Consider the following 20,936-nt stretch of genomic DNA (forward strand, 5'->3'; position numbering starts at 1 on the left):
CCCCCGTAGGCCACCACGACGATCTCGTGACCGATCGTGACGACGGTACGTCGGCGGTGTCGACTGCAGGACCGACCGACGAGACCGACCTGTCGACGCCGACGGCGTCGGCCGCCGATCAGCGTCCGACGCGAGACGTTCTGTCTTCGTTGATCGACAGCGGCGTTCACGAGATGAACCGTGAACGGTCGGGACTGCTCCTCTCGGGATTCTCCGCCGGACTCGACATCGGATTCGGTCCGTTGCTGATGGCCGTCGTCTTGACCCTCTCGACGGGTGGCTTTGGCGATCTTCTCACGGAGGTGCTCGTCGCGAGTGCCTACGCCGTCGGATTCATCTTCGTCATCATCGGTCGATCGGAGCTGTTCACGGAACACACGACGCTCGCCGTGATCCCCGTCCTCGACGGACAAGCGACGGTCGGCCAGCTCACCCGCCTCTGGGGACTCGTGTACGTCGGAAACGTGATCGGTGGCGCGCTATTTACCGTCCTCGCGGTCCAGTTGATGCCAGGTCTCGGCGTCGTCTCGACGGACGCGTTCGCCGAGATCTCCTACAAACTCGTCACGCACGACGTGTACTGGCTTTTCGTGGCCGGGATCTTCGCGGGGTGGCTGATGGGACTGCTCGCCTGGCTCATCACGGCTGCACAGGACACCACCAGCCGACTCCTCCTCATCTGGATCGTGACGGCTACGATCGGTCTCCTGCACCTCCCTCACTCGATCGCCGGCAACGTCGAAGTGCTGTTCGGGTTGCTCGTCACGAATGCCGTTACGGTCGGCGACTATCTCGTCTTCCTCGTACTCGCGACCGTCGGAAACGCGCTCGGCGGCGGTGTGTTCGTCGCGTCGTTGAAGTACGGCCACGTCGTCCGCGGCGGGACCTGACGGCCAGTGGACACGCTGTGAATCGATCGGCAAAATCGCACACACTATTAAGTATGTGACGTTCAGTGTGGTATCCTATGGCAACGAACGAAGTTACCCTGGAAAGCAGGGTCGCAGGATTCACGGCCAGCGGAAAACTACACACACTTTCGGTCTGGTTCATACTCGCTCTCAGGCTCATGATGGGACTGGCGTTCCTCCAGAGCGGCGTCGACAAGGTCCTCGCGTCGGACCCCTTCAGTGCCGGTGGCTACCTCGCGAGTCGCCAGGCTGGACCGGCGGCCGACCTGTTCACCTCGATGGCCGAGGTCGGCTGGTTCGTCGAGTTCGTCAACGTGGCCGTTCCGTGGGGAGAGGTCCTCATCGGTCTGGGACTGCTCGTCGGCGCACTTACCCGGCTCGCGGCGTTCTGGGGCGCGTTCATGATGCTCACGTTCTACCTCGGCAACTGGGAGGTCTCACACGGCTACATCAACGGCGACTTCGCGTACATGCTCGTGTTCCTCTCGGTCGCCGCGTTCGGTGCGGGCCGAATCTTCGGACTCGATCGGTACCTGGAGTCCCTCCAGGTCGGCGGGCAGGAACTCGTCGAACGGTATCCGTGGATGCGGTACATCCTCGGGTGAGTCGGCGGCACGAACGGTGCCTCTCGACGTCCGTCGGACGGCAATCTCGGTTTCTCGTCGCCGTTCAGTAGTGTAGACACACGGTTGCGTGTTCGACGGCCGGGCGGTTCGCGCTGCCCATGGTCACACCACGCAGGCACGTGAATCGAGGTGATCGACGTCTCCGGACGGTGTCCATCCGTCACGGCGTCATCGGCGGTTCGACGGCGTCGTCAGTAGCGAGCGAGCCATTCGCCGCCCTATCGGCCTGGTGAACCGTCGCGTCCTGACCGTACGCACGACAATTGACCACCCCGATCGACGGCCGACCGGTGTCCCAGTCGTGTGGACGATTTTTCGGACCGGTCGATCGGAGAGACGGACGCGACACCGTCGAGGCCGACGAGTTCCGGCCGGTGACTGTCCCAGTGATGTCGACGTCTTCGCTTCGCTCGCCCGTATCGATCGGTGCACTGGACGGCGTGTCGCTCCGGGAGTGCACATCGTCCGCACCGGGAGGGACGAGGATGGCCGGACGGGACAATACAATTAAGTTCCACTAGTTTCTATATTAATTTATGTACGATAAGACTACGCGTATAGAGAGTAGTGTCGGCGGTTTCACCGCGGTTTGTGAACTGCATGGCCACGCTACCTGGTTCATCCTGGCGCTCAGGCTGTTGATGGGTGCCACGTTCGTCGAGGCCGGCCTGTCGAAAGTGTTCGCCGGCGACTTTACTGCGAGAGGATATCTCGCGGGGAGAGAGGCCGGACCGGCGGCGGACCTGTTCGTCTCGGCGAGTCAGGTCGACTGGTTCGTCGCCTTCGTCGACGTCGCCGTTCCATGGGGAGAACTCTTCGTCGGCCTGGGACTGCTCGTCGGTGCCCTCACGCGATTGGCCGCGTTCTGGGGCACGATCATGACTCTCCTGTACTACCTGGGAAACTGGGACGCCGGACACGGGTACGCCACCAGCGACCTGTTGTACGCGCTCGTGTTCCTCTCGCTCGCCGCGTTCGGGGCCGGTCGGATCGCCGGCCTCGATCGGTACGTCGAGCGGTACCGCGTCGACGGCCGGCCGCTGGTCGAACGATATCCGCGGGTACGGTACCTGCTGGGGTGATCGAACTGCTCTGGGTCGTCCGTCTCTCGTCCCGGGCTGACAGTCGCCAGCAGTGAGCAGTCCGACCGGGATTTAAGCCGTCGCCCGTGGGCAGAAGAAGACGCCCATGCCTGTCCAGAACCTCGCCAGAAGCACGGTGGTTACGGCAGAAGCGGACGAACCGGTATCGAAGATTGCGAGCCGCATGGACGACGAGCACGTCGGGAGCGTCGTCGTCACGGACGGGGACGAACCGGTCGGTATCGTCACCGACCGCGACCTGGCGACGCGCGTCCTCGGTAACGGCTCGAACCCGGACGACACGACGGCTGCTGACGTCATGTCCGAGGACCTCACCACAGTCACGGACTCGGACGGCTTCTACACGGCCGCCGAGCGGATGGCGGAAAACGGGGTCAGACGGCTGCCCGTAACCGATGCGGACGGGAACTTGGAGGGGATCATCACCGCCGACGATTTCACGGAACTCCTCGCAGACGAACAGGCGCAACTGTCCTCGATCATCCAGGCACAGCGTCCGGCGTACGAGTAGGCCGAGTTCGTCTTCGTCTCCGGGTCGACGGTTCATCGGCGACGGACGGATCCGTCCGACTGAAATCCGTCGAATCCCCGGGTGAAATCCGTCGAATTCCCGAGAGGTGATCGGGTCGTGACTCGCGAACTCACGCGCCGCCGTTCTGACCCAGCGACCCGTCGGCCGTACAGTCTCGCCTGGTCAGAAGGCGGTCTGAACAACGTGGCCGGGACCGTGACCGATCGGATCGCTTCGTCCTGCGTATCCGCCGGTGACCCGGTCGACTCCGCGTCGGTCGGTAGCCGGTCCGTACGTGTCTGCGCGTTCGGCCGTCCTCGGCGGCCGCGTTCCAACCGCAGTGTCTCCTGAATCGAATCGATTCTGTGGCCCGAGCGCGCGCCCGAAGACGATGGCGAGGCTCTCGAATCGGCCGTCGAAGCCGGACGATCGCTGCGACCGGTCGATCGCGGTCGGTGCCGATACGATACTGCTTACGGCGGCTACCGGCGCGTGTAGCCTCTCAATAGTAATAGAAGCGAGTGAGTTGGCTGTGTCTATGAGCGACGTATCACAGCACGGTCGATCACACCGCGGACTGGCGGGCTCACGTGACGAGACCGACGGCGCAGGGCCGGAGGGGTCGACCTGATGTGCGGAATCGTCGGCCACGTCGGCACGGGCGACGCACTCGAACCGCTTCTCACCGGACTGCAGAACCTCGAGTACCGCGGCTACGATTCGGCGGGTATCGCGATCCAGAACGGATCCGGGATCGACGTCGCCAAGCGGTCGGGCACGGTCGACGACCTCCTCGCTGCGATCGACCGGTCACGTCTCGAGGGTCACCTCGGTATCGGTCACACGCGGTGGAGCACGCACGGCCCACCGACTGACGAGAACGCACATCCTCACACCGATACCACCGCGGACGTGGCCGTCGTCCACAACGGAATCATCGAGAACTACGCGTCGCTCAAGACGGACCTCGAGGCGGCGGGCCACGAGTTCTCGAGCGACACCGACACGGAGGTCGTCCCGCACCTGATACAGCACTACCTCGATCGGGGTGACGACATGGCGACGGCGTTCAGGCGCTCGATCGACGAACTCGCCGGGAGCTACGCGGTCGCGGCTATGCGAGACGGCGAGCACTCGCTCTACGCTGCTCGTAACGGATCACCGCTCGTCGTCGGCATCGCCAAAGACGGCTACTACCTCGCGAGTGACGTTCCAGCGTTCCTCGAGTACACCGACGACGTGATCTACCTCGAAGACGGTGACGTCGTCGAGCTCGGTCCGGATGGGTGTTCGATCACCGATGCGACCGGAGAGGCGGTTCGTCGCCGTCGTGAGCGCGTCGAGTGGGACCCGGAGGAGACGGGAAAGGGGGAGTTCGATCACTACATGTTAAAGGAGATCACCGAACAACCGACGTCGATCGCCCAGGCGACGGAGGGTCGATACGACTCGCGAACCGGTGCCGTCTCGTTCGAAACCGTCCCGGATGGGACGTTCTCCGACGTCGATCGGGTCGTCCTGGTCGCCTGCGGAACGTCCTATCACGCCGCTCGATACGGTGAGATCAGTCTTCGACGAGCCGGCATCGACGCGGTGGCGCTGCTGGCGAACGAGTACGGGGTCGCCGCCCCGCCAGTCGACGAGCGGACGCTCGTCGTCGCCGTGACACAGAGCGGCGAGACGGCGGACACGCTCGATGCGCTTCGCCGGGCCGGGGAGAGTGACGCGACCACGCTCGCCGTCACGAACGTGATCGGGTCCAGCGCGGCACGCGACGCCGATCATCGCCTGTTTATCCGTGCAGGGCCGGAAATCGGCGTCGCCGCCACGAAGACGTTCTCGTCGCAGGCGATTCTGTTGACGATGCTCGCACGCCGAATCGCGGACGAAACGGCCGGCACACGATCGCCTCCCGCGAAGGCCGACGTGGCCGAGGCCCGTTCGTCATCCGTCGCGGACCGCTGGTCGGATCTCGACCGATTGCCGTCGCTCGTGGCGGACCTCCTCGAGACGTCGTCGGCCGAGTCGATCGCTCGACGGTACCGAGACGATCGAGCGTACTTCTTCATCGGACGTGGGCTCGGCTATCCGGTGGCACTCGAGGGGGCACTCAAGTTCAAGGAGATCACGTACGAGCACGCCGAAGGGTTCGCGGCCGGTGAACTCAAACACGGCCCGCTCGCGCTGGTGACGCCGGAGACGCCGGTGGTTACCGTCTTCACCGGGACGGAGGACGCCCAGACGCTGAAGAACGCCGAGGAGGCGGCAACTCGCGGAGCGCCGATCGTCGCCGTCTGTCCGGATGGCCATCCAGCACTCGACGTCGCCGACGCGCACCTTCGAATTCCGGACGTCGACCCGACCCTGTCGGGGATTCTCGCGACGGTGCAACTCCAGTTACTCTCCTACCACGCGGCGTCGTTGCTCGAACGAGCGATCGACAAGCCCCGTAACTTGGCGAAGAGCGTCACTGTAGAGTAGACCGGACCCTCGTCGTGACGATAGCGTCCGAATAGGTGGGATTAACGAGACGATACCGGTCGTAAATATTCCCATTATCGAAAGCAGGAGGCCGGTTTGTCTCTCCTCAGGTCGGCTACGGCCGAACCGAATCCGGTGGGGGATCGCGGCTGAATCGTACCCGGTACGACCTCCATAATAAATAGGGTCCTGTCGCTACCGATCCCCTATGGCACCCGAATACGACGCCAGATGGACCCCGCTCGAAGAGGACCGTCAAACGGCCGCCCCGAACTGCGTCTCGTGCGGAAATCGCGTCACCAGACAGTTCGCCCGGGTGTTCGGCGACAACCGCGACGTCGTCCACGCGTGCCCCGAGTGTTCGACCTATCGAGAGATGAAAACGTCGGACTTCATCCCCGAAGCACACAGGTAGACGGCTGACGTCCGATAGACGCCACGGTGGTCTGTCGAACCGACGCGATTCAGGCCCACTGTCCTCGGTTTCGGCTCTCCCGTCGACCCGGTCACTGCGGACGGCCGTCGGACCACACGTCTCAGGCTCCGGCACGTCGGTACCCGATCGCGGTCGCCCCGGTCGTCACCGCGTGCCCCGGTCGAACGCCCGCTCGTATCCCTCGACGAGTCGATCGACGCCGAGTGTGGCGCGCGTGATCGTGTGATGGGTTTCGAGTCGCGGGTTGAACTTCGCCTTGTACCGATTGATGCTCGGTACGCCCGCGCCGACCAGGTCGTACCGCTCCGATCCGTCGTCGATCCCGTCCGCGATGATCTGCCAGTCGAGCAGATCGTTGACAGGCACGTCCGTCGCCTCGAGCTTCACGCCGCCTTGCCAGCGAAACAGCGTGTCTTCGGACGCGAGGACCAGGATTCCACCGCGAAATTCTCCGTCGACGCGACAGACGTAGGGGCGAACGCTCCCCGCCGGGAGCGCGTCGTAGAGCGCTCTGACGTACGATGCGTCGAGGTGGAATGGACGACCCTGACTCTCGTATCTGGCGGTGACCTGGTCGATTATCGGTTCGATCGCCTCCCGTCCCGCCACGTCGACCGCGACGGCATCCGGAGTCGACTGAACGTTTCGGCGGGCGTCTCCGCTGAAACGCTCCAGGACGGCCTCCTTCGACGCATCGAGATCCACGACGTACGTGTACCCGACGGTCACGTCGAACTCGTTCCAGGTGAACGGTCGGAGATCGGCGATCCCCGCCGTCGTCACCTTCCAGTAGACCGGGCCACAGCGTTCTTCGAGCCGATCGAGACAGCGCTCGACGAACGCCTGGACTCGCCTGTCCGATTTCCGTCGCTTGAGGTGGTCCATCGAGTGGAGCGTCGGCCCGAGGTAGACGGACCAGGAGTGTGGCGGTGGGGAGAAGACGGCCGAAAACGGCCCTTTCGTCAGTTCGAACGCCGGGAAGATCCCGACCGGCTCCTGTCCTTTGAACCCGGCAGCGCGTGGACGGTCGTCCCCGTCTCGGCCGCCTGCAGCGCGAGCGCCTCCGCCCGGAAGAGCGGATTGGACCGCGGCGCGCGCTCGACCAGTCGATTCCACTCGTCGGCCTCGGTTTCGACGTCGTACCAGTCGATATCGACGCTCATAGGTACCCGAGATCGGAGAGGCGGTCCTCGACGGCTCGGTCGTCGGTGCGTGTCGTCGGACCGGGATCGTACGCCGGATAGGTGGCCGTCTCTGTCTCGTCGACGATCGGGAGTGGGGCGCCGTCCATGGTTTCGTCTATCGGGACGCCGAAGAGCGCACAGATCGTCGGCGCGACGTCGAAGAGGTGAGCGTCGGGGATCGATCCGCTCGCGAACGCGTCCCCGGTCGCCGAGACGATGCCCGTTCGTTCGTGGTTCCACGGTTCGATCGGCTCTCCATAGGGCTCGCCGGCGACGCGAGCGACGATCGCCGTGTCGAAGTCACGCGGCACGGTCACGACGTCGGGGCCGTTCTCGACGTGCGGACCCGCGAAGAAGTCCTCCCGGGGACCGACACGCTCGAACACGTCGTCACCGGTCGGCGTCGTCAGACCGTCCAGTACGTCCACGACCTCCGCTCGGACGCGCTCGTAGTCGTCGGGGGGAACGCGTCCGTTCGGTTCTCGGCCCTCGACGTTGAGCCTGACACCGAGTTCGCTCTTCGAGCGGACGTACGCGATCGAGTTCGGGAAGTCGACTTGCTCGCTGCCGGCCCTGACGAGGTCTCCGGGGACGTGCCGGCCGATCGGTTCGGCGAGACCGACCCGATCCAGCGCGCCCGCGACGCGCTGGGTCGTGATCCCGACCCTGGCGGCGAGTTCGACCGCCCGTTCGAGCGGACCCGGATCGTGCTCGCCCGCGTCCTCTCCCTCGAGGAAGTCGTTCTCGAAGGCGCGAGACCACGTCGGCATGCCCTCGCCGCCCTGGCGCGTCTCCAGGACACCGCGGGTGCGCAGGATATCGTTCACGCGTACCTCGACGTCGCGGACTGGACCCATCCCGTGATCGCTGACGAGGAGCACGGCCTCCGGAGTGTACTCGTCGAGCGTCCGCTCGAGTTCGCGGTCGACAGCCCGGTAGACGGCTGCCACGGCGTCCTCGTCGTCGGGGCGTTCGTGGAACACGGAGTCGGTCAGCTGGAACTGTACGAACGCGAACGCCGGGTCGAACCGGTCGAGGAGGTATCGAAACGCCCCACCACGTCGGCGAATCGTCCGCTCGTAGGCCGCGATTCCGTCGACGTCGTCCCAGCTCTGTGGATAGATGTGATAGGGTCCGATCGCCTCCTCGACATCCGCGAGCAGGCCGTCCGGGTGACAGTGGGGGTCCTCGGGTGCGGTAAGCCCCGGGATCAGCGCCCCGTCGAACGGGCGAGCCGGGTGGGTCACCGGCACGTTGACCACGACGCTGGTGTGCCCGTGTTCCGAGAGCAGTTCCCAGACGGGACGCGTACGGACGTGCGTCGCGTTGACGACGTCCCAGTCGTAGCCGTCGAAGGTGAGGAAGTCGAAGACGCCGTGCTTTCCGGGGTTGGTGCCGGTGTACAGCGATGGCCACGCGCTCGCGGTCCACGGCGGTATCTGCGACTCGAGCGGCCCGTCGGGGCCCGTCCTGACCAGTCGATCGATCGTCGGTGTCGTTCCCGTGTCCAACTGTGCCTCGAGAATCGGGTGACAGCACCCGTCCAGGCCGACCAGCAGGAGGTCGGGCCCGGACGTCTCCGCGGATCCCTCCATGGGCGGCTGTTCGCGCTCTGTCGCTTTGTTATCGCGTCTGTTCAGCGCGTACGTTCGCGTTTCACGAGGAGTCTGCGTCCGTGATGGGTCGGCGTGCCCGACGTACGGCGGTCGTACACTGGGCTCGACCGGTGTAGCGAACGGATGCTAATGTCCCGGTCCGCCGTCGGTCGGCGCGATGGAACCTGGCAACGTCGACCCTCGGTGCGACCGTGGTCACCGATGACCGATCGCTCGATGGACGCTGTCGACCCGATCGCCCGGTCACCGGAGATCGAGGGCTCGATGGACGCGGCCGATCGGGACGACCGGTCGCCTGGGATCGATCGCCCGACCCATCGGTCGAACCGACGTCCGGCCGACATCTTCGACTTCGTCGAACGATACGTGGACGACTACTGGCTCTACGGGTCCGGAAAGGTGGCGCTCCGGGACGTCGTGGCCGCGATGCTGCCGTCGCAGTCGGACCGGGCGGTTTGCCGTCGGCGGAGATTCGGGAGGGAGGAACCGTCAGACCGGCGGTGGAACGTCCTCCTTCCGGCGTACGTCCCGGACGCGGTCCCGGAACCGCTCCGGGAACTCGGCGTCGAGCCCCGGTACTACGTGATCAGCCCAGAGCTGAAACCGTCCGTCGCCGACGTGCGTCGCCGTGTCGACGGCGACACGATCGCCATAGTTACCATCGACTACTTCGGGTTCCCCCAGCCGGCACGCGAGCGGGTCGCGAGCGTCGCCCGCGAGTACGATTGCTATCTCGTCGACGACAACGCGCACGCGACCCTGAGCGTCTCCGATGGTCACCTCCTCGGCACACGAGGCGACGCGGGCGTCACCAGCCTCTGGAAGACGTTTCCCGTGCCGAACGGCGCGATCTGTTACGTCCGGAACGAGGCGTTGCGCGGGCGGTTCGAACAGTCCGACTGTTCTGGCGTCAGGGGGACGCTCACCGGCGCGGACGCCCGGTTCGTCTTCACACGCGCGATCAGACGGGCACTGGACCGTCGGCCGGGCCTCTCACGACGGTTCGCGTCGGTCGAAGAACGGTTCTACGGCGCCGGCGTGGCGCCGCCTGCGGCGCGCTACGAAGCCGCCAAGCGACCCTGTTCGAAACTGACCGCGGTCGTCTGTGCGCGAACCGATCCGATCGCCGTCCGCGACCGTCGCCGTCAGACGTATCGCGCGTGGCTCGACGCGTGTGCACGTTCGACCGGTGTTCGACCGCTCTTTGGAGACCTTCCGGAGGGTATCTGTCCGCAGTGCGCGCCGGTGGAGGCCGATCGACCGGGTCGAGTCCGGAACCGACTGACGGCGGCCGGTATCGACGTCCACACCTGGCCGCGGCTCCCGACTCTCGTGAGGGAGACCCCGACCTACGCGACGGCGCAGTATCTCGCAGATCACGTCCTCGCGCTCCCCGTCGATCGTCGGGTCCAACCGGAGCAGGTCGCCTCGGTCGGCGCATCTCTGTGAAAGCGGTCGTCCATCACCTCCGCCCGGCATCGACCTCGCAGGCACCTCCGGCGTCTGCGTCCGCCAGTTCCTGGGCGTCTGCGTCCACCGACTCGTCGGGCGTCTGCGTCTCCCAACCCCTCCAGCAATTACGTCCACCAGTTCCACGGGTGTCTACGTCTCCCAGCTCCGCCGGCAATTACGTTCAACAGGTCCGACCGGGTACCTGCGTCTCTCAGTTCGGCCGGCGCGTTCACCGACCCTCCTGGTGACTACTCCGTCGGTTCGTCGCGCTCGACGGTTCGCTCCCGAACGGAGACACCCTTCCGACCGAGGTGCTGGAGTTGTTTTCGGGCGAAGTCTTCCTCCCGCGACCCGCGCGTCGCGAGGACGTAGACGAGCGCTCCGCCGGCGGGGCGCATCGTCCGGCCGGCTCGCTGGGTCCCCTGGCGGCGGGAGCCGCCGAGCCCCGAGGCGATGATGGCCAGGTCGGCCGTGGGGAGGTCTAGCCCCTCGTCGCCGACGCGGGAGACGAGGAGTCGCTGGCGCTCACCGCTTCGGAACTCCGAGAGTAACCGCTCGCGCTCGTGGTGGGGCGTCTCGCCGCTGAGGAAGGGTATCGAAAGTGCATCGGAGAGGTCACGGCCCTGATCGAGGTAGTCGACGAAGATCAGGGCCTGCCCGTCGGGATGAGCGGCCAGCAGGTAGCGGACCTCGTCGACCTTCGCGGCGTTCTCGGCGGCGATCCGGTACTTCTCACGTCCCTCGGCCGCGGCGTACGCGTTGCCCGCCTCCTCGTCCCAGGGGACGTACCTGATCTCGAGTTCGGGTTCGGCGACGAACCCCGCGTCGAACAGCGCGTCCCAGTCGGTCCCGATCGGCGGCCCGACGAGGGTGAATATCTCCGCCTGTCGGTCGTCTTCGCGGATGGGCGAGGCGGAGAGGCCGAGTCGGTACCGCGACTGGAGGTGCGTCGCCCGCCGATAGACGTCGCTCGGCACGTGGTGGACCTCGTCGAAGATAGTCAGCCCCCACTCGCGTTCGTCGAAGAGGCTGCGGTGTCGATCCATCCCGGCGATCTGGTAGGTCGCGATCGTAACCGGCCGGACGACCTTCTGCCCGCCGTGATACTGGCCGATCTGGGACGGATCGAGCGTCGTGTTCGTGACGATCGCATCGGCCCACTGCCGGGCGAGGTCACGACTCGGGACGAGGACGAGCGTCTCCCCGCCGACGCGGGCCATCGCCCCCAGCGCGGCGACGGTCTTGCCGCTGCCGGGCGGTCCCACGAGTACGCCGGCGCCCTGATCGTCGAACCGTTCCACCCAGGTCCGCTGATAGTCGCGCAGGGAGACGGTGAGGTCCACGTCCAGCGGATCGCCACCCTCGAGGTCGCGGTCGTCCTGGACGGGGTAGCCCGCCTCGTAGAGTTCGCGCTTGAGGGCGGCCTCCGCACCCTCGCGAACCCAGTCTTCGGTGTCCGAGATCGGCGCGTGGACGTGTGCGTCGTCTAGCACCTGGCGTGCGACGTTGCCCATGATCTCGGGCGATTGGGCCTCTAGGACGGTGTACCCGTCCGAGTGCGTCCTGAGCCGAAACTGCCTCGCGCGGTCCCACTGGCTCTCGATCCAGTCTTCGAGCTCGTCGTTGCGCTCGCCGAGTGCTTGCCGGATCGTCCGACGCAGGCCCGCCAGGTCGTCGTGGGGTGCCTGCCAGACGTCTTCGGGACGGACGACGTACCGGTAGCCGCCGTCGCCAGTCGTTTCCTTCAGGTGTGCGAACTGCGAGAGCTGCGCTCGCGTGAACTGTTCCGGCTGGTCCACGACGATCTCTCGGCGTTTCGGGAAGACGACGACGCGTTCGCGGGCGCTCAGGTCCTCGAGTTCGCTCGGGTACCAGACGACCGGGTCGGCGTCGACCGGGAGCCGTTCGATCGAGCCCACCGATTCGAGGCGGTCGAGCGCCTCGGTGGCCGCTTCGTGCGTCGTGTCCAGCGCGTTCGCCACCGCCCCAGCGGTGACGACCGGTCGCCCTTCCGCCTGGCACACGTCGTGAAAGGTGGCGAGCGAGAACGAGTCATTCGCCGGCTCCTCACCCGTCTCGTCCGGATCCGGCGTCTGTTCGACGGCCGGTATCGCCCGGTCGTCTTCGTCGCGCTCCCCTCGCGCCCCCGATTCCCTGGCGGCTCGCTCATCCGTCCCCGCAGCGTCGTCGGTCACGCTCTCGCCTATAGCGGTCGCCGCTAAACCCGTTTCGGCTGCGCGACTGGCGACGAAGCGGTTCGGCCACCCCGCTCTCTCACTCACACACTCTCTCTTTCTCTCTTTCTCACTCACACACACACACACTCTCTCTCTCTCGAACCTATCGCCGTCCCGATCGGGGGAACGGCTATGCGTTTTCGGTCCGTACCGTCGTGTATGTATCGGGCAATCCTCCCCGAAGGCCAGATCGTCTGTGATCGGTTCGAACACTCGGACGAAGGAATCGAACTGTACGACGAGGACGACGAGTTCGTCGCGTTCGTTCCGTACTCGACGCTGAACGCGTTGATCGACGAGGAGGCGTACGGATCGGACGAACGCTCGATCATGTAATCGGCTCGGACCACCCAGCCGCCGTCCGTCGCCTACCGAATGGCCAGCGGCGTCGAGCACGGTGACGCCTGCCGTGAATTTCGTCGGGGTCGATCCGCAAAACCGGGGTCGACACCCCGTTAACGCCGTCGCATCCTCAGGCGGTCACGGATTCGTCGATCGCGTCGAGCTGTTCTCGGTAGCGGTTTCTGACGGTAACGACCGTCGTCTGGGCCGTCTCGGCGACCGCGCGCTGCGGGATCGTCTCGTCGCACAGGAGCCCGGCGGCGTAGATCGCGGCGGCGGCGAATCCCGTCGGCGACTTCCCCGAGTGGAGTCCGAGTTCGGTCGTCTCGTCGATGATGTCGATGGCCGTCGTCTCGACGTCGCTACTCACGTCGAGTTCCGAGCAGAACCGTGGAACGAACTGCCTGGGGTTCGTCGGCTCTAAGTTGATGTCGAGTTCGTCGGCGATGTACCGGTACGTACGCCCGATCTCGCGCTGTTCGACCCGGGAGACCGCGGTCACCTCTTCGAGACTCCGTGGAATGTTGCTCTTTCGACAGGACATGTACAGCGCGCTGGTCGCGACACCCTCGATCGATCGGCCGCGGATCAGGTCCCGATCCAGCGCCTGTCTGTAGATGACGCTGGCCGTCTCTTTGACCGGATTCGGGACGCCGAGAGCGCTCACCATGCGGTCGATCTCCGAGAGCGCGTACTTCAGGTTGCGCTCGCCCGCGTTCTTCGTTCGGATGCGCTCCTGCCAGACCCGCAGTCGGTGAAGCTGACCGTGTTTTCCGGCGTCCATCGAGTGCCCGTTCGCGTCGCGGTTGCGCCAGTCGATGGTCGTCGTCAGTCCCCGGTCGTGCATCGATTGCGTCAGCGGGGCGCCCACCCGTGACAGCTCTTCGTGTTCTCTGGCGTCGAACGCACGCCACTCGGGACCGTAATCGATGGGATCCTCGCTCAGGACGAGTCCGCACTCCTCGCAGACTAACTCACGCCGATCCGGATCGTGGATGACCGTCTCGGTCTCGCAGTCCGGACACCGACCGTCGCCGACGGTGGTCTCTTCACGGACGTTCTTTGTGGTGACGGACCGTGTCATCAGTGGATTGGCAGACTCAGGCACGCACCGTAAGGGCTTGCCATGGTTTCAGGAGAAATACGCTCTTACTCGCGTCCCTCTCGGCGCCGAGCCGGTTTGCGTTCTCGTCCGTCGCATCGCACACGAACGGTCACCGTTCACGTCGTGTGTCCGCGTGAGAATCACACCCCGAACGCGAAGGCGGTTGTCTCGTCGGCTCCGAGAGCGGCCTTACGTCGCATGCGTGATACTGTCCTCCGAAACCACAGGCGATGCGTCCGAACGGCCCTGCGGTATAACGACGAGCGTACAAGCGTCGCCACGGTGCAACCGGCTGATCGCCGATCGACGACCCCATTCGATACCCGGCCTGGTATCGGTTACGAGCGGTGTCCGATGCCCGATTCGTGTTTGGGACGCGTCGCGTCGGTCCGAAGCGTGTCGTCGAACTGCGAGTACCGGCGGGCGGCGAGCCGGACATCGATTGCGGAGACGTCGGACGCGGACGCGTCGCCGTTCGGCCGTCCTCGGAGCGGTCGAAACCGCCACATAGCGGGCGACCGATCGTCGGTTTCGGGTCGCCTGTCTCGGCGTAACCGGTCGTTGTCACGGTTCCCATCGGGTCACGCTTTTGTCGGTCCGACTGTTCTGTCTGCGGTAATGGACCGCGAGGCTCGTCTGTGGCTTCGAGATCGGACCGGTCGAGGGTGGTGTCTTCCGGCGCCTTCGAACAATTCCGTCGATGCGAGACGGACGGTACACTGGTCCCTCTCACCGACTGCCGCGAGACGTAGTGTACCGTCGACGCGGACTGGTGGATCGACGGAACGCCACCGTTCGTCGCCGCCCGATCGTGTACGAATACCCTGTAAATCCGGTAGCAGACGTTTGCAAACGGTGAAAAACGTGGGGGTGTTTAAGAGTTTCACCGTGGGGTTACCAGTTGGTGTGTCATACGTGAATCCGATCGGTAGCCAGAGGGTATCGACGAGGAGCGACAGCGTCCCCACTCGTCAGCAGACACAGTCGTCAGTATCGGTCGAATACGACCGCCATCGAGACGAGGGTCGGAGGTAATGTCGTCCGTCGATACATCCCTGCCGGAAGAAATTACGTCGGTCACCGACGATTCGAGCGCCGACGGTCTCTCGAAGGACGTCATCTTCGAACTGCTCAAGAACCGGCGTCGCCGGGAGGTGCTTTCGTACCTCCTCGACTGTGAGGGGACCGTCACGCTCTCAGAACTGGCCGAACAGATCGCCGCCTGGGAGAACGACACGACCGTCGACCAGCTCAACTCGGACCAGCGAAAGCGCGTCTACGTCGCCCTCTACCAGACGCACTTGCCGAAGATGGACGACGCTGGCATCATCGAGTACGACCAGGATCGCGGCTTGATCGACCTGTCCGACAACGCGGACTTACTGGTGATGTACCTCGATACGGAGACACACACGCACGACCGATGGGACCGGTGGTACGCCGCGTTGAGCCTCGCCGGACTGCTCGTCTTGCTGGCTGGCGTCGGCGGAGTACCGGTCGTCGGCGCGATACCGCTCTCGATTCTCTCGGTGCTGGTCGTTGGCGCCGTCTGCTGTCTCTCGGCAGTCCACGTCGTCGTCAACAAACGGATCCAGCGCCACGTCGACGGTAAGCTCTCCCGGATCGAGTGACCGTCCAGTCGCCGTTCTATCGTCGTTCCCGGTACCCGTGTGACGGTTCGTCGGTTGGAGGCGGACACCGGCTACGCGCGCAGCGGTCCGGTATCTTCGTCCTGCTGACCGATCTCCGTCAGCCTGCCCTCCGACCGGTCTCGATCCGCCGTGTCCTCGTGTCTCGCAGACAGTTTCCTCCGCCGTGTCTCGCAGACTGGTCCCGCCGCCGTGTCTCGCAGACTGGTCCCGCCGCCGTGTCTCACAGACCATCGTTTGCGCGGTGACCCGCAGATAGCGTTCGCCGACGTGTCTCACAGGCAGTCTTCGTCGACGTGTCGTCTCGATCGACGCCGCCACCCTGTGTGCTCGACGCGCCTCGATGACGAGCCATCACCTTCTTCCGTCCGATCGATCGGTCGGGGATACGCGTCGGCGTTCGGTTTCGGGTCCGTCACCGGAACCGGGTGTCCCGGATTCGACGTCCGGGCATGGAGCCGTCTTCGCCCTTCCTGCGGGAGACTTTAGGGGACCGACCTCGTAGAGACGGTTGGCTCCCGTCGATATCGACCAGTACCGGTACAGTTCGCGTGCCAGCTTGCTGTTCCCGGCGCGGGAGCCGATTTCTCTCCCGTGTAACGGCTGGAAGCGACGCACTCGGTTCGTCTCGGTTCCGTCGCAGTACCGGTACAGCCGACAGCCTGTACTACCTCACGGACCGGCTGGCGACCCACAACGCCGGATCGAGGTGGTCGAGAGCGTGTCAGTCGAAGCGAGCGGGATCGACCGGTTCACCGTCGATCGAGAGGGTGCGAACGTCGGTCCGACCGTCGTAGGGGGAGACGTCGAGCGAGGTAACCTCGCCGGTGACCTCCCAGACGGTGCGAGCGTCCTCGGACCCCGAGAGCCACCACTCGGCCCAGTCGTCGCCGTACGCCTCGCCCTCGGTGAGCCATCTGGCGTGGTCTGCGGCCGGTTCGATCTCGCCGTCGACATCGATCCGGTACCGACACTGTCCGGCGAGTTCTAGCGTGTGTTCTCGATCCGGTACGTACGCCGCACGATCGAGTTCCTCCCCGTTCACCGCGAGCGTGCGGACCGCCGTCTCGCCGGCGTAGTCCGTCAGTTCGAGCGAGGTGATCTCGCCGGTAAACTCCCAGGCGGTGCGGGCGTCCGCGGACCCCGAGAGCCACCACTCGGCCCAGTCGTCGCCGTACGCTTCACCCTCGGTGAGCCATCGCGCGTGGTCTGCGGCCGGTTCGATCTCGCCGTCGACTTCGACCCGGTATCGACACTGCCCGGCGATCTCCAGCGTGTTCCGGGCGGGTCGATCGTCGAATCGCGACGGGTCGACCGATTCGCCGTCGATCGTGATCGATCTGACGTCGGTCGCACCGTCGTAGGGCGAGACGTCGAGTGAGGTGATCTCGCCGGTGTAGTGCCAGGTCGTGCGGGCGTCCTCGGACCCCGAGAGCCACCACTCGGCCCAGTCGTCGCCGTACGCCTCGCCGCGAGAGAGGTAGCGACGGCTTGCGGACGCCGGAACGATCTCGCCGTCGACCTCGAGTCGGTAGCCGAACTGGCCGGCCAGTTCGATCGTGTGGTCGTACGCAGCGGTGATGGTGTTCGACCCGGCGAAGACCTCGTCGACCGACGTCGGACACCCCTCCGGGACGCGGTCGGTCGCGTTCGTCCCGTTTCCGCCGCCGTCTACGTACCGCACGTCGGCGCCTGGGTGATGGCGTTTTTCTCCACGCCACTGCGTTCCCTCGACGTAGATCTCGCAGCGACCGCCGTCGCGACCGATATCCATCGCGTACGGGTAGTCTCCGGCGACGAAGTCCGAATCGTAGACCTCGACGCGACCGTCGTGTTCGTCAGTGTTCCAGACCCACAGCGGTCGCCCGTCGCGTCCGGCCGGCGTGTTCACCGCGACGCAATTGTCGACGACGCCCCGGGACAGCCGGAACCCGGCGACCCAGTTGTCCTTCGCGTAGCAATTTCTGAATCGGACCGTCCCGCGTCGCCCGTTGGCGTTCGATCCGGGTGCCGACGCGTAGAACGCGTTGTCGTGGGCCCCCTCGACGTAGATCCGATCGAAGTCGATGTGGCCGGCGTGCTCCGGCGAGACCCAGATGCCGAACTGCGGGTGACGTCGGTCGCCGATTCCGGCTTCGACGCCGTCGCCCATGTAGACGTTCTCGATCCGCGAGGTGCCCCCGCCGGTGTCGGCCACTCCCAGGGCCCTACCGCGATGACCGAATTCGCCCCTGAAGGCGACGTTTCGGATCGTCCAGTTCGTCCCGTCGGCGACGATCGTCGCCGCGGCGCCTGCTGCGCGCTGATCGAAGATCACGTTCTCGAACGTTTCGCCGTCGTCGAGACGGACGACTCTGCGTTCGCCCGGGTCCAGGGTGACGACGTCGGAATCGTCGCTCGCCGCCGACCCCTGTCCAGCGAGTCCCGCGGTCGCCGCAGCCGCAGCCGCGAGCTTCAGGTAGCCCCGTCGGTGCAGTAATCCCGTCTTATCCGAATGCTGGCGGGATGTCTCCGTGGTAACCGTTGATTGTCTCTCGTCCCGTTCCGGTAGATCGCGTGCCATGCGTTGTGGACGAGTCCGGGGAACGGCCATAAGCATTCTGGAACCAGTATAATTAAATTTTCGATACAGTATTCGTCTCTAACGCTGGGTTCGGGGACCCAACGAGGAACTGCTCGGAAGCATATAGTGTCCCGGTAGTGTGAGTCTCTCCGGAGATGACTCGTAACGCGATTGTACCTGACTTTCGACGGCGAGTCTGCGTCGACGTGGTGCGGTAACTGGTCGGTGTGAAGAAGAGTGCCAGGTGGAGTCGGGCGTCCCTATCAGAACACCCAGCAGGTGAACGGACTGCAGCTCCCGGACCCATCAGACGGCGTGTCGGGTTCAGTCGCGTCGGCGCCCGACGCCGCTTCCTCGGCGCTCGTCGGACACCCATCGGGGACTCGTGATCCGTCCGGTTCGCCATCGCTCCCGTCGATCGAGATGGTCGATCCGCTTCGTCGCTGCAATCCGCCGTGGAAGTCGGTGTCGAACCGGACGTTCGTCGCCTCGACGTGCGTCTGTCCGCCGTTCGCGCCGGCTGCGATGGCGTAGTGACGCCCGTTCACGTCGAGGTCACAGTCTCGGATCTCGACCGGTCCGGGCGCCCACGCCCAGATTCCACGGCCGTCTTTGTGTCGGTCGTCGTTCAACGCGACGCAGTTCTCGACCCGTCCCTTCGCGAGACGGTAGTGAGCGACCCAGGAGTTCGCCGAGTAACAGTTCTTCAACGCGACCGTTCCCGCGCCTTTCGGAGCGGAACAGTAGAAGGAGTTGTCGCCCATCTCCTGGACGTTCACCCGATCGATCTCGAGGTGGCCGGCGTGTTCGGGTGCGACCCAGAGGCCGAGGCCGTGTCGGTGCCCCGCGCTCGCACCATCACCGAGGTAGACGTTCTCGACCACTGAGGTACCGTCGCCGGGTTCGGTGACACCCATGATTCCGGTCGGTGGTGAGTCCATCCGGCCCTCGAAGCCGACGTTTCGGATCGTCGTGTTCGACGCGTGGGCGTCGACCGTCGCCGACGCTCCCGACGCGGTGACGTCGATCAGGGTATTCTCGAGTGCCTCCCCAGCATTCAGACTGACGACACGGTGCTCGCCCGCATCGACGGTAATCGTCTCGTACTCCGTCGCGCTGACGAGTCCCGCTGCGCCGACGCCGACCGCTGTTGCGCTGCCGAGCCCGGCCAGTTGCAGGTATCGTCGCCGTCCCATCGATTCGGTTCCAGAACCGATCCGTGTCGATCGATCGTCTTCGATCCGTTCGCGTGCCATGTCCGGTAACACGAGGATACTATTATAAATCTTACCCTGTCTAACGAGTATAATTTGATGAATGTAGTATAAATATGGGTGTTGCTACGTGTATGTAGTGAGAATATCCATAGTACTATTCGATCGGCCGTCGGTCCACTCGTCCGGCGTGTGGTCGAAGTAACGACCTATTACCGGCGTGGACGGGCCAACGCAGTTCCCTCACGAAGACGAGTACCGACCGAGTCGGTGACGACGACTGCCATCGGTACGGGTGTCCACCCGTCGGTCGGCGATCGGGACGGACGGATCGCTGGACGAACCGGTTATCGGCCGCGCGCCGCCTCGGCCGGCGACTCGGGGCACGAGTCCGGACAGACGTCTTCGGGTTCGCGGTCGGCTTCGTCGACGATGTCGATCGTTCCACCGTCGACCTCGTTGAGACCGCCGTGGTACTCGGTCGAGAAGGCCGTGTCCGAGACCTCGACGGTCGATCCGGATCCGTTCGCACCGGATTCGATAGCGTAGTGTCTGCCGTTCATCGCCAGGTTACACCCGCGGACCTCGACGGCTCCAGGCGACCACGCCCAGACGCCGCGGCCGTCCTTGTGTTCGCCGGTGTTGACCGCGGTGCAGTTTTCGACCGTTCCGTCCGCCAGTCGAAAGTGAGAAACCCAGGAGTTCGCGGAGTAACTGTTTCGGATGTCCACGGTACCGCCGCCTTTGGTTCCGGGGGCGGAGCAGTAGAACGAGTTGTCACCCATCTCCTGGACGTTGACGCCGTCGATGTCGATGTGGCCGGTGTGATCGGGCGCGACCCAGACACCGAGCCCGATTCGGTGTCCCTGACTGGCGCCGTCGCCGAGGTAGACGTGTTCGATTGTGGATGTGTTTCCGCCCGTGTCCGCGACGCCGAAGACGGCTTCTTTTCGATCGACGCGACCCTCGACGCCCACGTTTCTGATCGTCCAGTCGGTGCCCATCGCGCTGATGGTCACGTGGGTGTCGGGAGCCGTACAGTCGTAGACGACGTTCTCTAACGTCTCTCCGTCGCCGACGGAGACCGTCTTACGCTCCCCCTGTTCGAGCGTAATCGTCTCGTACTCGGCCGAGTCCGCACCGGCTGTGCCCGCGACGCCGGTCGCTGCGACTCCAGCAGCCGCGGCGACGGAACTGACGAAACTGCGGCGAGTAAATCGCGGGTTATCGTGGTCGGTGGTCGAACCGGTGTGGGGGTAATCGGTCATACACTCCCGTAACAGGACGTTTAATACATAAACTTTTCCGTGTAACTAATGTCCGATCCGGTGAGTGTCCGTCGCGAGAGGTACTCACGTGCGACGGTGTTTCGTGACGGCCGGTTGGTTTCCCGTGGTTCGTCGGATTCGGAACGTGAACTCGACGCTGGCGACGTGATATCGAACCTGTCGAGTACCCATCGACACCGATCGCGTTCCCCTGTCGGAACGACGATCAGAGAGGCGG

15 protein-coding genes and 1 pseudogene are annotated in these 20,936 nt (G+C 65.0%); 9 read left to right on the plus strand and 7 right to left on the minus strand.

Annotated elements, in window-relative coordinates; genetic code table 11:
- The first annotated feature begins 89 nt into the window (after positions 1-89).
- The 6 genes from NO366_RS13550 to NO366_RS13575 all read left to right on the plus strand — a co-directional run bounded on the left by NO366_RS13550 (position 90) and on the right by NO366_RS13575 (position 6,047).
- Entirely contained in the window at positions 90-890 is an 801-nt protein-coding gene (locus NO366_RS13550) for a formate/nitrite transporter family protein (RefSeq protein WP_382274247.1), read from the plus strand.
- Positions 891-967: 77 nt separating this feature from the next.
- Complete coding sequence (locus tag NO366_RS13555; RefSeq protein ID WP_256531324.1) at positions 968-1,516, plus strand: DoxX family protein; 549 nt, start codon at positions 968-970, stop codon at positions 1,514-1,516.
- A gap of 557 nt (positions 1,517-2,073) precedes the next feature.
- Complete coding sequence (locus NO366_RS13560) at positions 2,074-2,619, plus strand: DoxX family protein (RefSeq protein ID WP_256531325.1); 546 nt, start codon at positions 2,074-2,076, stop codon at positions 2,617-2,619.
- Positions 2,620-2,725: 106 nt separating this feature from the next.
- Positions 2,726-3,151, plus strand: coding sequence for a CBS domain-containing protein (locus NO366_RS13565; RefSeq protein WP_256531326.1), 426 nt, complete (start codon positions 2,726-2,728; stop codon positions 3,149-3,151).
- Between the two features lie 630 nt (positions 3,152-3,781).
- Positions 3,782-5,632 carry a glutamine--fructose-6-phosphate transaminase (isomerizing) gene (gene glmS / locus NO366_RS13570; RefSeq protein ID WP_256531327.1) on the plus strand — a complete coding sequence of 617 codons (1,851 nt, stop codon included), beginning with the start codon at positions 3,782-3,784 and terminating at the stop codon, positions 5,630-5,632.
- Between the two features lie 208 nt (positions 5,633-5,840).
- A complete protein-coding gene (locus NO366_RS13575) occupies positions 5,841-6,047 on the plus strand; it encodes a DUF7563 family protein (protein ID WP_256531328.1) in 207 nt (68 codons plus the stop codon).
- A 165-nt stretch (positions 6,048-6,212) separates the two neighbouring features.
- On the opposite strand, the pseudogene NO366_RS13580 reads toward NO366_RS13575, so the two are convergent.
- Both NO366_RS13580 and NO366_RS13585 read right to left on the minus strand, forming a co-directional pair.
- Positions 6,213-7,231: pseudogene (locus NO366_RS13580) on the minus strand (GNAT family N-acetyltransferase).
- Entirely contained in the window at positions 7,228-8,847 is a 1,620-nt protein-coding gene (locus tag NO366_RS13585) for an alkaline phosphatase family protein (RefSeq protein ID WP_256531329.1), read from the minus strand. Before NO366_RS13585 ends, NO366_RS13580 begins: the two are co-directional and overlap by 4 nt.
- A gap of 222 nt (positions 8,848-9,069) precedes the next feature.
- On the opposite strand from NO366_RS13585, the gene NO366_RS13590 reads away from it, so the two are divergent.
- A complete protein-coding gene (locus NO366_RS13590) occupies positions 9,070-10,317 on the plus strand; it encodes a DegT/DnrJ/EryC1/StrS family aminotransferase (RefSeq protein ID WP_256531330.1) in 1,248 nt (415 codons plus the stop codon).
- A gap of 251 nt (positions 10,318-10,568) precedes the next feature.
- On the opposite strand, the gene NO366_RS13595 is transcribed toward NO366_RS13590, so the two are convergent.
- Entirely contained in the window at positions 10,569-12,515 is a 1,947-nt protein-coding gene (locus NO366_RS13595; protein WP_382274168.1) for a DEAD/DEAH box helicase, read from the minus strand.
- Between the two features lie 201 nt (positions 12,516-12,716).
- Between NO366_RS13595 and NO366_RS13600 the strand changes: the two genes are divergently transcribed.
- The gene (locus tag NO366_RS13600; RefSeq protein ID WP_256531331.1) at positions 12,717-12,893 is read left to right on the plus strand and encodes a hypothetical protein; all 177 of its coding nucleotides are present in this window, start codon (positions 12,717-12,719) and stop codon (positions 12,891-12,893) included.
- A 136-nt stretch (positions 12,894-13,029) separates the two neighbouring features.
- On the opposite strand, the gene NO366_RS13605 is transcribed toward NO366_RS13600, so the two are convergent.
- Positions 13,030-13,983, minus strand: coding sequence for a transcription initiation factor IIB (locus tag NO366_RS13605; RefSeq protein ID WP_256531332.1), 954 nt, complete (start codon positions 13,981-13,983; stop codon positions 13,030-13,032).
- 1,055 nt (positions 13,984-15,038) lie between these two features.
- Here NO366_RS13605 and NO366_RS13610 point away from each other — a divergent pair.
- Complete coding sequence (locus tag NO366_RS13610) at positions 15,039-15,635, plus strand: DUF7344 domain-containing protein (protein ID WP_256531333.1); 597 nt, start codon at positions 15,039-15,041, stop codon at positions 15,633-15,635.
- Positions 15,636-16,377: 742 nt separating this feature from the next.
- On the opposite strand, the gene NO366_RS13615 is transcribed toward NO366_RS13610, so the two are convergent.
- The 3 genes from NO366_RS13615 to NO366_RS13625 form a co-directional block, all read right to left on the minus strand.
- Complete coding sequence (locus tag NO366_RS13615; protein ID WP_256531334.1) at positions 16,378-18,216, minus strand: hypothetical protein; 1,839 nt, start codon at positions 18,214-18,216, stop codon at positions 16,378-16,380.
- 263 nt (positions 18,217-18,479) lie between these two features.
- On the minus strand, positions 18,480-19,472 hold the full coding sequence (locus NO366_RS13620; protein WP_256531335.1) for a hypothetical protein: 993 nt from the start codon (positions 19,470-19,472) through the stop codon (positions 18,480-18,482).
- Between the two features lie 305 nt (positions 19,473-19,777).
- On the minus strand, positions 19,778-20,698 hold the full coding sequence (locus tag NO366_RS13625) for a hypothetical protein (RefSeq protein WP_256531336.1): 921 nt from the start codon (positions 20,696-20,698) through the stop codon (positions 19,778-19,780).
- Between the last annotated feature and the right edge of the window lie 238 nt (positions 20,699-20,936).

Origin of the sequence: Halovivax cerinus, assembly GCF_024498195.1 — an archaeon.
In the GTDB taxonomy this organism is placed as follows: Archaea; Halobacteriota; Halobacteria; order Halobacteriales; family Natrialbaceae; genus Halovivax; species Halovivax cerinus.

Excerpts from the sequence above, each read along its gene's own strand:
- NO366_RS13555 (WP_256531324.1), top strand. The coding sequence starts at position 968 with ATGGCAACGAACGAAGTTACCCTGGAAAGCAGGGTCGCAGGATTCACG.
- NO366_RS13560 (WP_256531325.1), top strand. The coding sequence starts at position 2,074 with ATGTACGATAAGACTACGCGTATAGAGAGTAGTGTCGGCGGTTTCACC.
- NO366_RS13565 (WP_256531326.1), top strand. The coding sequence starts at position 2,726 with ATGCCTGTCCAGAACCTCGCCAGAAGCACGGTGGTTACGGCAGAAGCG.
- glmS (WP_256531327.1), top strand. The coding sequence starts at position 3,782 with ATGTGCGGAATCGTCGGCCACGTCGGCACGGGCGACGCACTCGAACCG.
- NO366_RS13575 (WP_256531328.1), top strand. The coding sequence starts at position 5,841 with ATGGCACCCGAATACGACGCCAGATGGACCCCGCTCGAAGAGGACCGT.
- NO366_RS13585 (WP_256531329.1), bottom strand. The coding sequence starts at position 8,847 with ATGGAGGGATCCGCGGAGACGTCCGGGCCCGACCTCCTGCTGGTCGGC.
- NO366_RS13590 (WP_256531330.1), top strand. The coding sequence starts at position 9,070 with ATGACCGATCGCTCGATGGACGCTGTCGACCCGATCGCCCGGTCACCG.
- NO366_RS13600 (WP_256531331.1), top strand. The coding sequence starts at position 12,717 with ATGTATCGGGCAATCCTCCCCGAAGGCCAGATCGTCTGTGATCGGTTC.
- NO366_RS13605 (WP_256531332.1), bottom strand. The coding sequence starts at position 13,983 with ATGACACGGTCCGTCACCACAAAGAACGTCCGTGAAGAGACCACCGTC.
- NO366_RS13610 (WP_256531333.1), top strand. The coding sequence starts at position 15,039 with ATGTCGTCCGTCGATACATCCCTGCCGGAAGAAATTACGTCGGTCACC.
- NO366_RS13615 (WP_256531334.1), bottom strand. The coding sequence starts at position 18,216 with ATGGCACGCGATCTACCGGAACGGGACGAGAGACAATCAACGGTTACC.
- NO366_RS13620 (WP_256531335.1), bottom strand. The coding sequence starts at position 19,472 with ATGGCACGCGAACGGATCGAAGACGATCGATCGACACGGATCGGTTCT.
- NO366_RS13625 (WP_256531336.1), bottom strand. The coding sequence starts at position 20,698 with ATGACCGATTACCCCCACACCGGTTCGACCACCGACCACGATAACCCG.